The organism is Rhodopseudomonas palustris BisB18, from assembly GCF_000013745.1.
In the GTDB taxonomy this organism is placed as follows: domain Bacteria; phylum Pseudomonadota; class Alphaproteobacteria; order Rhizobiales; family Xanthobacteraceae; genus Rhodopseudomonas_A; species Rhodopseudomonas_A palustris_F.
The window spans coordinates 3,179,564-3,192,798 of the sequence record NC_007925.1; the positions used below are offsets into that span (position 1 = coordinate 3,179,564).

General features: G+C 62.6%; 9 protein-coding genes and 1 pseudogene. 2 read left to right on the forward strand and 8 right to left on the reverse strand.

Going from position 1 to position 13,235, the window contains the following annotated elements:
• The 8 genes and pseudogenes from RPC_RS14595 to RPC_RS14630 all read right to left on the reverse strand — a co-directional run.
• Positions 1-1,890 carry a putative porin gene (locus RPC_RS14595; protein WP_041802876.1) on the reverse strand — a complete coding sequence of 630 codons (1,890 nt, stop codon included), beginning with the start codon at positions 1,888-1,890 and terminating at the stop codon, positions 1-3.
• Positions 1,891-1,905: 15 nt separating this feature from the next.
• Positions 1,906-2,271, reverse strand: a complete 366-nt coding sequence (locus RPC_RS14600) for a hypothetical protein (protein WP_041801853.1) — start codon at positions 2,269-2,271, stop codon at positions 1,906-1,908.
• 11 nt (positions 2,272-2,282) lie between these two features.
• The gene (locus RPC_RS14605; protein ID WP_049766208.1) at positions 2,283-2,993 is read right to left on the reverse strand and encodes a TonB C-terminal domain-containing protein; all 711 of its coding nucleotides are present in this window, start codon (positions 2,991-2,993) and stop codon (positions 2,283-2,285) included.
• A 29-nt stretch (positions 2,994-3,022) separates the two neighbouring features.
• Complete coding sequence (locus RPC_RS25095; protein WP_011473360.1) at positions 3,023-3,532, reverse strand: hypothetical protein; 510 nt, start codon at positions 3,530-3,532, stop codon at positions 3,023-3,025.
• Between the two features lie 11 nt (positions 3,533-3,543).
• A complete protein-coding gene (locus RPC_RS14615; protein ID WP_011473361.1) occupies positions 3,544-3,948 on the reverse strand; it encodes an ExbD/TolR family protein in 405 nt (134 codons plus the stop codon).
• A gap of 5 nt (positions 3,949-3,953) precedes the next feature.
• Positions 3,954-5,996 carry a DUF2341 domain-containing protein gene (locus RPC_RS14620; RefSeq protein WP_011473362.1) on the reverse strand — a complete coding sequence of 681 codons (2,043 nt, stop codon included), beginning with the start codon at positions 5,994-5,996 and terminating at the stop codon, positions 3,954-3,956.
• Positions 5,996-7,777: a ShlB/FhaC/HecB family hemolysin secretion/activation protein gene (locus RPC_RS14625; RefSeq protein ID WP_011473363.1), complete on the reverse strand. Its 1,782-nt coding sequence runs from the start codon at positions 7,775-7,777 to the stop codon at positions 5,996-5,998. Before RPC_RS14625 ends, RPC_RS14620 begins: the two co-directional genes overlap by 1 nt.
• 286 nt (positions 7,778-8,063) lie before the next feature.
• Positions 8,064-8,548: pseudogene (locus RPC_RS14630) on the reverse strand (transposase); the annotation flags it as partial.
• A gap of 320 nt (positions 8,549-8,868) precedes the next feature.
• Here RPC_RS14630 and RPC_RS14635 point away from each other — a divergent pair.
• On the forward strand, positions 8,869-9,585 hold the full coding sequence (locus RPC_RS14635) for a hypothetical protein (protein ID WP_011473364.1): 717 nt from the start codon (positions 8,869-8,871) through the stop codon (positions 9,583-9,585).
• A 101-nt stretch (positions 9,586-9,686) separates the two neighbouring features.
• Positions 9,687-13,202, forward strand: coding sequence for a hypothetical protein (locus RPC_RS14640; RefSeq protein ID WP_011473365.1), 3,516 nt, complete (start codon positions 9,687-9,689; stop codon positions 13,200-13,202).
• Positions 13,203-13,235: the final 33 nt, after the last annotated feature.

The window sequence follows — 13,235 nt, forward strand, 5'->3', positions numbered from 1 at the left end:
TCAGAACTTCGCGTTGAGGTCGACCTGGAGGACATCGACGGCGTAAGGCGAACCGCCGATGTTGGTGGCGCTCATCCAGCGCAAGGACGCCCAGACATTCTCGCTGAGGCCGAGATTGCCGCCGAGAAAGTAGCCCTTGAGGTTGGTGCCGCCGAGCCCGAAATCGGAATCGGCGAAGGCATCGATGGTCGCGTCCGATTCCAGGTATTTGTAACCGGCATGCACGTTCCAGTCCCACAGGTACTTGATCTGCCTGTTGCCGACCGTCACACGCCCCATCCAGCCCTGATTGCCGCCATCAAACTGCGGGCTGCTGGGGACGCCGTTGACCGTCGGCGCCTTGTTGTTGACGGCGGTCTGGTTCAGCAGATCGCGGTTGAACGCGGTATTCACCACATACTCGCCGTCGAGCACGACGTGGACGGGGTGGAAATGGCCGAGGTCAAGCTGACCGCTGGCGACCACCGGCCGGTACTCACTGGCGAGGCCAAAATACTGGAATTGGTTGGTCGCTCCGAAATTGTTGAACGCGTCCGGAATGATGTTACGCAATTCCCTGTAGGTGTTGCCCTTCTGCGCGAACAGCGACCGTCTGATATCGGTGTCGCAGACGTCGGAGGCGCTCCGCACCGTGCAGGGACTGGAGCGCTGTCCTTGAACGTTGCTGAAGTCGTAATAGGCGGCGCCGAAGCGCATGGCGTATTCCGGGCTGACCTCATAGCCGAAGCCAGCCTGGCCGCCGAACAGCCATTTGTCATTGCTGGGCAATTTGTGGGGCAGACCGGCGTTCGGATCGCCCGGACTGGCTCCGCTGCGGCCAAGATTGATGCCGGCGTTGAAGTCGGTGTTGTAGATCGGGAATGCGCCGGCGACGATGAACGGCGTGAAGCCTTCGAACACTTCGCGCTTGGCCTGCACGGCGACGCCATCGAACCCCAGATCTTTGTACCAAACGAGATCGGTCGGCGACCAGAACGGGTTGTCGAAGCGGCCGACCGATAGCGTGAGATCGTCGTTCCAGGTCTGATACTTCAGGAAGCCGCGGTCGAGCCACAACGCATATTTGGAGAAATTTCCGCCATTCGCGCCGAAGGTCTGGTTGGTCGAAACCGGTGAGTTGTTCTCGCCGGTGGCGATGCGCAGCCCCGCGGTGAAGCCGTTGGCCAAATCCGCGTCCATCCCGAGCCGGGCGCGGAAGCGGTACTGTTCACGGTTCTGCGCGGTGTTGAAAGTCGGCGCGTAATAGGGATTGCTGCAACCCAGGGCAAAGCAGTTATCGAACGGCGAACCGCTGTTGATCGCGCTGAAATTGACGGTGCCGCTGGGGTCGTTGCCGGTGGGAAAGAAGCTGCCCTGATAGCGCGCGCGCATGTCGCCGTGGAAACGGATGCGCTGCGCCCATTCCGGATAGGCGCCCGGTGAAGCCCAGTTTTCCTTGTGAGCCCTTGCCATCACCTCTTGTCTAATGTCATCGCGCAACTGCCGCTTGACGATCTCCGGCACATAGGTGACGTGCCGCGTGCCGGGCGGATTGGCGACTGACGCCGCCGCATTCGCCGCCTTTGCGGCCTCATCCGCCTTGACGGTTGCATCCTTGGCAGCCTGCCGCGATACATAAGCCTCGTCTTCGGCCTGCTTGATCAGCGCCTGTGCTTCCTCTTCGCTGAGAATCTTCCGCTTCACCATCAGGTTGAGGAGGTTGACGGTCGCATTCGGCGAAGTCGGTTTGGCCCGCGAAATCGCCGGCTTTTTCGAGTCGCCCTTCCGAGCGAGCGCCTCCCCCGGATCGCCGGCGCTCTGCGCCAAAGCCGTTGTGGCGCCAAGCAGCGCGCACAACGGCACGGCCCATGCAATCTCGCGCCAGCGAGCATTCATAGTCATCTTCAGCATCAGTCCCAATCCCCTTTACGCGTCGCTCGACGTGTGTTGAATCGCCCGGCAGTCATGATCGGCGGACAGCTGGGCGGTCACTTCCAGGTCTGTCGGCATGTCGTTTCGGAGTTCGCTCAGCATCAAGCTTTGCAGCACGTCATCGCGAATAACCGCATCGAGATCGGCATTGCCGGTCGCGCAGACCAGCCGCATGCGATAGACGCGACCTGAGTCATCGGCCCAGAACTGGATCCGCACCTGCCGGTTGCGAAACGCGGCTTCGATTTGCGCGCGCACCGCGGCGGATGATGACGTGTCGCTCCGGTCTTCATTCTGTTTGCCATCCGGCATCGATTGATCGAGCCGTTTCTCGGCCCAATCGTGCTCTTCGAAATTCATCGCGGCTGCCCTCAACTCGGCCGGCGCGCGGTGACGCGCGTGACCATCGGCATCGGCATGTCCCTAGGGGGTGGCGCGCTCAGCGTCAGCGAACCCAGCACGTCGTTGCGGATCACCGCGTCGAGTCCGGCGTCGCCGGTCGAGGACATCAGTTCCACCCGGCTGATGCGCCCCGAGCCGTCGGCCCACAGCCGGACTCGCACTTGCATGACCGCGTTGCGGGTCCGGCTGTTGCCGCGCAACGCGGCTTCGATTTGCGATTGCACGATCGAGGCGTACCAGCCCCAGCGGCTACCGCCGCCGCCGCCGCCATAGGGACTGCCACCCGGCTTGCCGCCAAGGTTGAACAGGTCGCCGGGACCGACCGCCTTGGCGTCGAGCGAGAGCGGACCGGGCGGCTCGCTGTTTTTGGCGTCCTTGATCGGCTCGTCCTGCGGCTTCTCCAGCGGCTTGTCTTCCTTGAACTCCGGCTCCGCCATCTTCGGCTGCTCGATCATCTTCTGCTCGGGCATTTTCTGCGGCGGCGGAGGCGGCGGCGGCGGCACGATGTTGACGATCGTGAGATCGCGCACCTGCCGCGGCGGCGGCATATCGTCGTGGCCGACGAACAGATACGCCGCACCGCCAAAGAGGACAGCGGTCATCGCCAGTGCCGCGCCGTAGCGCACATATGAATTGCCCTCGCCACGATTGTCGGCGCGGCTCGGTGCAACAGCGCGCATCAATCGATGCTTGATTTCGGTCGGAAAGCTCACGACGCGACCTCCAGCGCCGTCGAATCCGAAAGCCTGCCGTTGATGTACTGAACGACGAATTGGACAAGGGTGTCGAAGTCGGTGGTGTCGAGCATGACGGTCGTATCGAGCCCAGCCTCGACCACGAGATGATACATTGACCTGTGTGCGTGGAACTCGACGTAGCTGGCGTCATCGATTAGCAGCCGCGAGTGCGGCGTCCGCGATACGGTCAGCAGAAACCCATCGCGCGCCGACGCGCGATTGGCGACACGGTCCCGCAGCAGGTCCGCAAGCTTGACCAGCAATGCCTCGCCATGGATCGGGAATGGAAGCAGAATTGCCGATTTCGTGTCGTCGACACCAACGGTCTCCGGCACGACGCTCCGCGGCTCGACCTCGCGCGGTTCACCCGGCGCAACTTCGCAGGCGGGGATGCCTGCCGCAAACCACGCGCGCACGCGCCGCAGCAAGCGACCACCAGTAGTCGCATGATCGATGGAGTTGCGCATGGGTGCGAGCCGCATCATTGCCTCCGTCACTTCACCAGTGGTTTGGTTGCGAGACCGACCTGAGTGAGGCCGATGCGGCCGAGCAAATCGAGCACGTCCATTACGTTCTGGTATTGCGCGGCCGAATCGCCGCGCAGCACCACCGGGAACTCCGGGGTCAGCGCTTTTTGCTGCACCAGGCGCTGCTCGAGTTCCGGCAACGTCACCGGAATCGTGTCGAGAAAGATCTTGCCGTCGTTGGCGACGGTGATCGCCTTCGTGGTCTGCGTGGCCAGACTTGGCGCGGCGGAGGCTTTCGGCAAATTGACCTTCTGGCCCTGCACCGTCGCCGTCGTCATGATGATAAAGATCACCAGCAGCACGTAAGCGAGATCCAGCATCGGCGTAATATTGATGTCGTCGTATGGTTTGGCGTCGCTCTGGATCTGCATCGCCGTTACTCCGCGGCCATGCGTCGATCGATCTGATCGGACCGCTCGCGGTCGGCGGAATACAGCTCCGCCATCCTCGTGACGAACTCGTCGACGAAGACCTGCATGTCGGTGGTCAGATCCTTGATGCGCGAGATCAGGTAGTTGTAGGCGAACAGCGCCGGGATCGCGACGCCAAGGCCGGCGACGGTCGCCACCAGAGCCGCCGCGATGCCCGGAGCGATGGCGTTGACGTTGACGTCGCCCGACGCCGCAATCGCCGCGAATGTGATCATGACGCCGACCACGGTGCCGAGCAGGCCTAGGAACGGGCCGCCGGAGATCGCAATGGTCAATACCACCATGAGGCGGTTGAGCTTCTGCATCTCCTTGACGTAACCGCTGTCGAGCGTCGCGCGGATCGCCGCGATCGAAGTCGCCGAGAGGATCGGTGCGCGCGTTCCATTGCCGGCGAAGCGACCGCGGATTTCCAAGGCGCCGATGTGATAGATGCGATAGAGCGACGACGCGCGCATCATCGTCGCATCGTCTTCACTCAGCCGGCCCCCTAGCGTTGCGATCTCATCGGCATCGCCGCGGTCAAGCATCGTCAGGTCCGAAGACACCTCGCGGAAGCTCTTCGCGAAGCGGGCGTTGGCCCTGGTCTGCTTGTTCAGGTACGAGACCCGGTCAACCATCACCACCCAGCTCAGCGCCGCCATGATCGCCAGGATGCCGATCACGACCCAGCCATCGAGCGTCACCGATTTGAGGATCACCGCAAAATAACCCGACAGCCAGCTTGCGGTTTCTTCATCGACGCTGAACGACACCAGCTTGGCTGCGTCCGGTCCCTGCCCGGTCGCCGCAAACTTGATGAAGCCCGCGGGCCGCGCCACCTTGGCGATCTGCAACTCGTCGATGTCGCCGACAAAGCCGGCCAGCGCCGCCACCGGAGCCGGAGCGGCAGGAGCAGCCTCTGGTGTTGCGGTCGCGCCACCGTCCGCATCCGGCACAGCAGCGGAATCAGACTGTGAGGATGCGGACGGCGCCGCCCCGGGGGCGATCGGGGATGTATTGGAGGTGGGCGTGTCACCCCCGATCAGGGCGACTGTATTGAGTGCTGGCAGCGCCGCCGCAACCGACGCATAGAGCGCGCCATCCAGATAGAGCGCGACCTGACCGTTGTTGGCGATCGCCGCGAAATGATGCCAGCCACCCGGCGCGAGCGCCGCGCCAGCGCCGCTGCGCTGGATGGTGCCCGCATTGGTGACCTCCACAAAGGGGACGCCATTGTCGAGCCCGATGACGAGCCCGTTGGATGCCGCGGTGTCGCGGCGGCTATACAGCGCCGCGTTCGGCACCAGCGCGGCCGGCTTGATCCAGACCGACCAGGAAAACGGCGCATTGGCTGCCAAGCCGAGTGACGACGATGCCGGCAACGTCAGCGCCGAGTTGCCACCGAGGCGAAGCCCGGTGCCGACGATGGCGCCGTCCGCCGGCTGGGCAATGCTCTGCGCATTGTTGCTCCACACCGAGGAGTCCAGCGACGGGGTGCCGCGTTCGCTGAAGTGATAGACCAGAAGGGTGTCCGGGTCGTAGGTCCCCTTCGCGTCATTGGTCGCGGCCGCCTTCTTGTTGCCGGAGTAAAGCCAGATCTCGGTCTTGGCACCGGCCTGCACGTTCGGCACCGCCACCCAGACCAGGGCTTCGCCGAGCAACGAGTCGTACTTTTCGAGGTGGTGCTTGAGCGGTGTCTTGTCGTCTCCGGCGACGAAACGCAGATCGCTGCCGTCGTCTTTCGCCGCAGCAAACCGGAAGTTGCCGACATGCAGCCGGATCAGCACCGGCGTGGTGCCGATCGGATCCGTGATGCCGGCGCCCGAGGCACTGGCGTCGATGGTGATCTTCTTGCGCAACGACCAGTCGTCGTTCCACCACGCTTTTGCTGGCGAGGGCAACAGCGTCAAGGCGCCGACAAGCCCGAACAACGCAGCCGTCAAGACATTTGCGGTCGCCCGCCGAAACCCCGATTTGCGCACGCGCATGTCACCCAACCCCGTTGTCATCAGAACTCACCCCAAATGCGGAAATTCACACGCGGATCGTTCGCCTGCGTGAAGGCTTGGCTGACCATCGGCACCGAATAGGCGATCATGCCGTTGACGTAATTGAACACCTTGAAGCGGGTGCCGACGCCGTAGCTCCAGACATCGAATTGCGCCCGCTGTTCTGGAAGCGAGGTCAGCACGGTCGCGTGACCGCCATCGGCGAAGCCAAAGACCCGCCAATCGTTGAAGGTGGTGAAGCGCGACGGCCCCTGCCCGGTCTCGTCCTTGACGTGCTTCTGCAGCCATTCGCCGATATTTGGACTGCGCAATTCCAGATTGCCGACCACGCCGTTGTCGCCCAGCACCTCCGATTCGAGATAGCCGCGCACGGTATCGAGGCCGCCGATGCTGAGCTGCTCGGAGGAGACCAGCGGCCCATCGGAGATCTGGCCCTGCGCTTTGCCGTAAAGCTGAAACCCCTCACCCAGTTCATGGGTGTGCGACACATCGAGATTGTAGTGCGTGAAGCTCGGTGACGCCTTGTAGCGCTTTGCGTCGAACTCATCCCACGCGCTGCTGATCGGCCGCAGGTTGTAGGTCACCGACGCGTTGAGCTGGGTCGTGAAGTTCGCGTTCTGAAACGTCGCGCCATAGCTTGCGACCACTGGGTAATACGTCACCGGCGAGGAGAAACCGTCGCGGCCGAGCATCACGGTCTGGTCGAAGTGTTTGTAGTCGAGACCCGCCGACAGCGTATGGAAGAAGTTCTCCCGCGCCGGTAGCGTCATCACCGCGCGACCGCCGAAGATCTGTCCGGGGCCGACGACATTCATGCCGCCGACGGTCGCAACACTGCTGCTGGATTTCACCGCGTAGACGAGAACGTTCAACCAATCGACGTTCGGCACGCGCGCCAGATAGGAGCCGGAAAACACCTCGGCGTCCGTGTTCCGCTCCGGCGCGACTTGATAGCTGAAGCTCAGCGAATGGCCGAGCTGCCACAGATTGTCGTAATGGACCGTCGCGTTGAACCGCGTCGCCGTCGTGTTGGGTGATTGCCGGTTGTTGTATTCGGCGCTGGCGTGAATTGGCGCGGTGTCTTCCACATTGAGATCGACGTCAACGGTACCGGGCGTGACGCCCGCACGCAGCGCCGGCGTTACCCGCCGGTCCGACCACTGGTTCAACGCCACGACGTCTTTTGTCACGTCATTGAAATTCGGCAGCGCGCCCTCTTTCAGAGAGCCCGCGCGATTCTTGATCTTGTCGATGTCGAAGTAGCGCGAGTTCTTCACGCGCAGCCGCCCGACCTTCAGTTCGGTGACTTTCAGTGTGACGACCTTGCGCTGGGCGTTCTGCTCCGGCACCGAGACGCTGACAGTCTGATAGCCGCGGTCGTGATAGGCTTTCTCCAGCGCGGCGCGGGCCTTCTCGACATCCTCCACGCCCCTGTTTGGTCCCAGGAACGGATAGATCGCTTCTTCGATTTCGATTTGCGGAAGCTTGTCGGCGCCCTGGATGGCAAAATCATCGATATCGAAGCGCTGTGTGGATGCGGGTGTTTGCGGCAGCGTTTCGGTTCCGGCCTGCGCATTCGAGAGCGCTGCAGGCCGCGCAGCCTCGTTCGATGCAGCCGTGTTTGCCGCGGACGAGCGATCCGCGCGCGTCTGTTTTGCCGCGAATGCCGGCGATGACACCGCAGCGCTGGCCGCCAGCGTCACAACGGCCGTCTTCAGGCAAAGCAAAGCCCAGCACGCGGACGATGGCCCGCGATCCTTGTACCGACTACGATCTTGCACGAACGCCCGCCGCCTCCGAAAGAACCCCAAAACGCCAGCGCTGCGGAAACCGCAATCACTAACTCTCAGTTAAAAAGACAACCGGCCGGCACCTAACCTGCAAAACTTTTCTGGGGCCGCGTTGCGAGGCTCATTCGGCGCGTTTATCGATATAATGAGGGCCTGACCGTTGCAGCCGCTGTTGGCCTCGTCCTTGCCCGTCGGATTCACTATTGTTGTGATCGTGTCCCCTGAGGTGGTGTAGCTGGCGGCGGGTCACCGCGACTGCCGGGTTGGTCCGGGCCGGTCAGCTGGCGAAAGCCGGGAGGCTGACGGCGGGATCATCGCCGATCGGGGCGATGGTTTCCTGCGTCATGTAGCGGGCGCGCTGCACCGCCCATTCGTCGTTCTGTTCGAGCAGGATGACGCCGACCAGGCGGACGATGGCGTCCTCGTTGGGGAAGATCCCCCCACCTCGGTGCGCCGCTTGATCTCGCCGTTGAGGCGTTCGATCGGATTGGTCGAATGCAGCTTGGTGCGATGCGCTGAAGGGAAGCTTATATAGGCCAGCACGTCGACCTCGGCGTCGTCGAGGAAGGCCGCGAGCTTCGGTAGCTTCGGTAGCTTCGGCCGCAGTTGGTCGGCGACGCGGCGCCATTGGGTTCGCGCGGATTCAGCGTCATCCTGCGCAAACGCCGTGCCGATGAAGGCGGAGACGACGCGCCGCCCGCTCTTGCCGGCATGGGCGAGCACGTTGCGCATGAAGTGCACGCGGCAGCGTTGCCAGGTGGCGGCGGCCCGCCCTTCTCTTTCGTGGCGAAGGAGCGGATCTTTCGTGGCGAAGGAGCGGAGCTTGTCCGGCGTAGCCTCTTGGCGAAGCCGGGCACCGTTTGGCTTGACAATACTACCACTACAACTTTAGCGTTTATATCTGCGGTGACACGCTTGTCGGCCGGCGAAAAGTAGCATACAATCCAGCGTTGCTATTTCATCAAGTGCTACAATTACTGTTACGTGTTTTCGCCAAGGCGCGGCACCAGCCCTACACAACCCGCATGAGCAATGGATCGTTCGGCCTGTACGGCCGACGGCGACCTCAAGGGATAAGCGCAATGTCACATTCGACCGCAGAAACAATCGACAGAGAACTTGTACTCAAGTCAGCAACCATCGGGACGACATCGATCCTGGTCACCGACGTTTCCGGCAAGCAGATAAGCCTCGAATATTCGACCATTACAGGCAACAATCCCTCGGCGAACGGCAACAGCGTCTATCTCTGGCAAGCAGGCGACAGCACGATTCCGTGGACGCAAGACGCAAAGTCCTCGCAGGCGATCTCACTGAGCAATTCGCAGGGCGACCTCTCGTTCGATGGCCTGGAAATCGGCATCCAGAGCTACATCATCGGCTATGCGGTCGGTCCCGTGGTGACGAGCCCGCCTTTCTCTGCCTATGCCAATGTGGTCGCCTCGGCCTTCGTGCCGGCGACGGGTTCGGACTATGCCTATGCATCGCCGACGATCGCCACCAAGCGTATCGGCTCCAACTCGCTGACGTGCGATTACACCTTCCTCAACGGCTTCAACGGGGTGAAGGCGGGCGCCTGGGCCGGCCTGTGGGAAGGACCGACAATCCCCTGGAAGGATACCCAGCCGAAAGCTCGCACGCAGATCCTGGATGCAGGCAATGCCGGCGTCGCTACCTTCAACGGAATCAGCCTCCTGCGCGGCTATACCTACTCGATCGGTCTCTATCCGACGGGCTGGGCCGCAACAGGTAATTTGCCGCTGACCCGGCTCTGCGCCTTCGTCACCTTCAAGGTTTGATCGGCATCTCTCTTCCGGTTATCGCACAGATTCGCCTGCGACCTTCGGGGTCTCTCAGCTCACGGTCGGGTGCGGTCTGCCTCACCTGATCGGAGCCTGTCATGGCGTTTTTCGCGCAAGCCGCGTTCGCGTCGCTGTATCTCGGGCCGAAAACTGATGACGACTCCGGTTATGTCGCCTTTCTCCTGGCGGACGGCGTGCCGCCGCCGGGAGATTCGATCGAACTGGCCGCCGCACTTGCCGACCAGAGTCTTAGCGGATCATTCCTGTTTTCTCCCATCCCGCTGGACTTTGGCGGCAACCAGACCGCGCAGCAAACGTTCTGCCAGGCCATCTGGGAGTGGCTGAGGGCCAATTTCCCTCGCGGCCTCTTCTGGATCGCCGACCCCGAAGCCGTCGCTGCAGCGGTGTCGGTATCGCGATTCAATCCGCCATTCTTGGGGCTGTCGGCACAAGGCAACAGCGTTATCGCGGCGCTGGTTGCCCCGATCGTCGCACCGTCACTGGTGCTTGAAGTTGCCAACGGCGTGGCCATCGCGCTTGTCGAAACGACCCTCGAATTTGCAGGCACCCAGTCTGCCAACATCCGGTTCAACGGTGCCGCAAAGCCCGCCGCCGAGCCTGCCCTGAGCGGCACCTTGCCGTTCCGCGGGCCGAAGCGCGCCGCCATCTGCTTCTCCACCTTCATCAGGCGGCAATCGCTGAACGACGCCTGGCGTTGGGGATTTCAGACCGCCGCGAGCAAACCGGAAGCGCCCGGCGGCATGGTCTCGCAGTTGATGCCGTTTGCCGGCATTGCCGGCAGCACCGGCAACGATGATCTCGGCTTCGATGTCACGATCGATCCGTCCGATCCGACCAATGTGTCGGGAGCCGTCAAGTCGATCCTGCTGTTCACCGGCAGCAACCGGGACGAGGCGAGGACGGCGCTCGCTTCCTGCTTTCGCACCATCACCGGCGATGTCGTGACGCTGTATCCGATCGGTAGCGCGAACGTCCCGTCCGGATTCGAACCCGGCGGACTGGTGTTCACGGTCGGCCAGAAAGACGCGAACGATCAGGACAGTTTTCAGGTGTCGCCACAGGGCGACTTCAGCATCGATGCGCCGCTCGGCGCCGATCACGAAACCGCCCAACTGCTGCCTGGCCTGTCGGGAATCGAGCTGTTCAGCCTGAAGCCGGGCACCGAGCCGGAAAATGCCAGCCGGTTTCGCTTCACCTCGCGCCAGCCCGCTTTTGCACCCACCTATCCGCCGAAACCCTATTCGCCGGTCGCCAAACCGGTCGATCCGGACGCGCCGCTGCTCGACAAGACACTGATGACGTCCTGGGCGACGCTGCTGCCGTTGCCTTTACTGGGAAGCCACATCGCCTATGCCGCACAACCGGAGGGCTCGGCGCTGTTCGGCGACGATCCGATCATCGCACCGAGCTACAAGGCGCTGTTGGGCCCAAAGGATCCCGGCAGCCTTCTGCCGGACGACGGCACGCTGCCATTTCCGATCTTCCCCTATGCCAACGTGGTGACGCAAGGACCGGCGGGAGCCGACGCGCTGAAGAAGTTCGAGACGCTGGTGATCGCGCCGACGCGCCGTGCAATCATCGGCAAGGCGGCAGGCGCGGGTGTCGCGTCGGTGCGCGCAGTCTCCGCAAGGGGGTTGGCCGCCGCCGCCGATGCAAGCTTCAATGCGACAACGCCGTCCGGACTGATTGCGACCGTCACGACGGAAGCCCGCGAGACCCGCTGGTCGAAAATTCTGCTCGGCCAGACCGTCACGCCGGCCGCAACCGAAATGGCGTTCAACGAACCGACGCCGGCGTTGCAGCAGGCGTTCAACACCAACCAGCTTTTCCTCGTCGTCGCCAACAAGGACGTGCTCGTCGACGCGACCAAGGGCTCGTTCGCCAACCGGCTCAACATCGAGAACTGGCTGCTCGAGGCGAATATCGGCACCTCGCCCGGCTACGACGATTACAGCAACGTCATGATCGTCAAGAACATCAGCGGCCCGCTCTACGATCCGGATGGTCCGGCCGATGCCAATCTGGTGGCCAATCCGACGCTGTGGACCCAGCGCGACACATTTGCTTCGCCGTCCGTCGACGGCAACCCGCCCGATCGGGGCCAGATCAATCCGCTGTCGAGCTGGCTGCAGAGCTATTTCGCCACCGCGGCACGGCAGAAGGGCAACGCTTATTTCAGCAAATTCAACGCAATTGCCAAGTCGCCCGACTGGACCGGCATTCTGACCTTGCGGGCCCGCATCGCCGATGTACCCACCGATCTCGCAGGCATCATGGCGGGCATCGCCTATCCGACGCAGTTCTACGCCCATCATTTCGCGATCTCGATCAGCCAGGTGAAGAAGGACGGCGGCAGCATCGGCATCGATCAGCAAAGCTCGGTGTTCGGGCTCATCTACTACGTCGATCCCGGTTACGACGAGGCAAAGCCTGATCAACCGGTCGCGCCGACCGCCGGCCAAGACTATGATTACCGCGTGCTGACGCTGAAGGTGCTGTTTGAAAACACCGCAGTCACCAATTTCTCGAGCTTCACCCAAATCACGTTGAACAACCTGTTCGGCGCGTCCATCGACCATATGGGACCGGGCGGCAACGGCTACAATTCGATCATCATGGCGGGCACCTATCAGAACAATGAGGGCAAGCCCGTCTACAACATGAGCACCGACAAGGACTGGACCTTCTATTTCAACAGTTCGGTGCTGAACAAAGTCGAAATCACCGGTGCGCAGATGAACACGCTCAGCGCCGGTTCGTCGACGAGCGATGCGGCGATCTGGTTTGCGTTCGGCGGTTTCATGGACTTCTTCGAGTTGAGGACGCCTGCGGTCGAAGGCGTCAGCACGCCGTTCGATCTCTTCTCCTTCGGCAACAATGACGGGCAGGATTACCGCCGTAAGGGCCTGTCGTTCGGCAATCTCGGGCTGTTGATGAGCTATCCGGTCGCCACCCCCGCCAACCGCGCGATGACGTTCGACGCCACCAATATGCGCTTCGACATGCAAACCAGCACGCCGCGCAAGGACAGTCTGTACAGCCAGTTTGCGTTGACATTCGAGGGGTTGATCGGCGGCGATGCCGAGAATGGCCCGCGCCAGCTCGGCTATCTCGATCTGGTCACCGACCTCCGTCTGACCGGGGTTGCCGACAGCATCTGGTACGGCTTGCGCTATCGGCTCGATATGGGCTCGCCCGGCCAGCTTGCCGGCAATGTCGGGCTGGTCTCGACGCTGCTCACCGCATGGACCCCCGCGAGCGGAACGGACGCCATTCCGGCCTCGGCGAATCTGTCGCTTCCCGGCGCGGGCGCGGGCGCAAAACTCATCAGCCTGCAGACGGTCCTGAGCCTGTCGGTCGGCACGCTACGGCTGACATTCGATACGCGCTCGAACGCCTTCCTGCTGATGATGACGGAGATCGCGCTGAAATTCCTCGGTCTCCTGAAGATTCCGCCCAATGGCGCGACGTCGTTCTACCTGTTCGGCAACCCGGCGGCGCAAGGCAGCCCGAGCGGTCTCGGCTGGTACGCGATCTACAACAATATGCCTGCTCCGCCGAAAACTCTCTCGTCCGATCTCGATCGCCTTTGAGGCCTGGCCGTGCGCGGCACGCGCCAAGTCCGA

Bases quoted from the DNA above. Each gene is read 5' to 3' on its own strand.
- RPC_RS14595 (WP_041802876.1), bottom strand. From the start codon at position 1,890: ATGCTGAAGATGACTATGAATGCTCGCTGGCGCGAGATTGCATGGGCC.
- RPC_RS14600 (WP_041801853.1), bottom strand. From the start codon at position 2,271: ATGAATTTCGAAGAGCACGATTGGGCCGAGAAACGGCTCGATCAATCG.
- RPC_RS14605 (WP_049766208.1), bottom strand. From the start codon at position 2,993: ATGCGCGCTGTTGCACCGAGCCGCGCCGACAATCGTGGCGAGGGCAAT.
- RPC_RS25095 (WP_011473360.1), bottom strand. From the start codon at position 3,532: ATGCGGCTCGCACCCATGCGCAACTCCATCGATCATGCGACTACTGGT.
- RPC_RS14615 (WP_011473361.1), bottom strand. From the start codon at position 3,948: ATGCAGATCCAGAGCGACGCCAAACCATACGACGACATCAATATTACG.
- RPC_RS14620 (WP_011473362.1), bottom strand. From the start codon at position 5,996: ATGACAACGGGGTTGGGTGACATGCGCGTGCGCAAATCGGGGTTTCGG.
- RPC_RS14635 (WP_011473364.1), top strand. From the start codon at position 8,869: ATGTCACATTCGACCGCAGAAACAATCGACAGAGAACTTGTACTCAAG.
- RPC_RS14640 (WP_011473365.1), top strand. From the start codon at position 9,687: ATGGCGTTTTTCGCGCAAGCCGCGTTCGCGTCGCTGTATCTCGGGCCG.